This window comes from Streptomyces sp. UNOB3_S3, from assembly GCF_020740895.1.
GTDB lineage: Bacteria > Actinomycetota > Actinomycetes > Streptomycetales > Streptomycetaceae > Streptomyces.
On record NZ_JAILXP010000744.1, the window covers coordinates 1 to 768 of the forward strand.

Consider the following 768-nt stretch of genomic DNA (forward strand, 5'->3'; position numbering starts at 1 on the left):
GTCGGAAGGATGGGTTTGTGGGCAGGCGTTCCGCAGGGCTGGGGGCACCTCCCAGCGGTAGCTGGGGGAGGGTGGGCACAAACCACCCACCGGCCCGCACCGCACCCCGCTCATCGCGCCCGGTTCAGCGTCTGCAACGCGGCCCGCAGCAACTGCCCGACCTGCGGCGTACCGCCCTCGGCGGCCACGGCCTCGGCCTGCGGCGCGACCGCCGCCACGGCCTCCTCCGCCTCCCGGCTCGCGTACCCGAGCCCCACAAGCGCGGCATGCAGCTGATCCCGCCACCCCGCCGCGGGAGCGGACACGGCGGCGGCCACGGCCGCAGAACCAACAGGCGCACCCAGCCGGTCCTTGAGCTCCAGGAGCAGCTTCTGCGCCCCCTTCTTCCCGATCCCCGGCACGGCCGTGAGCGCCTTCTCGTCCCCGGCGGCGAACGCCCTCCGCAGCGCGTCCGGCGTGTGGACGGCCAGCATGGCCTGGGCGAGGCGGGGGCCGACCCCGCTGGCGGTCTGGAGGAGCTCGAAGGTCTGCCGCTCGTCGTCGTCGGCGAAGCCGTAGAGGGTCAGGGAGTCCTCACGGACGACGAGGGACGTCGCCAGCCTCGCCGGCTGGCCGACCCGGAGCGCGGCGAGCGTGCCCGGGGTGCACTGGACGGCCATGCCGATGCCGCCGACCTCGACGACGGCGGTGTCCGGGGCGAGGGCCGCGACCGGCCCGGAGACGAAGGCGATCATCGGGTGCCCTTCGGGATGCGTACGGGGGTGGGGG

Annotated in this window: 1 protein-coding gene; it reads right to left on the reverse strand. The window is 75.3% G+C overall.

Annotation, left to right across the window (positions count from 1 at the left end; genetic code table 11):
• Window positions 1-110 precede the first annotated feature (110 nt).
• Window positions 111-734 carry a Holliday junction branch migration protein RuvA gene (gene ruvA / locus K6I33_RS35420; RefSeq protein ID WP_229358886.1) on the reverse strand — a complete coding sequence of 208 codons (624 nt, stop codon included), beginning with the start codon at window positions 732-734 and terminating at the stop codon, window positions 111-113.
• Between the last annotated feature and the right edge of the window lie 34 nt (window positions 735-768).

Excerpts from the sequence above, each read along its gene's own strand:
- ruvA (WP_229358886.1), bottom strand. The coding sequence starts at position 734 with ATGATCGCCTTCGTCTCCGGGCCGGTCGCGGCCCTCGCCCCGGACACC.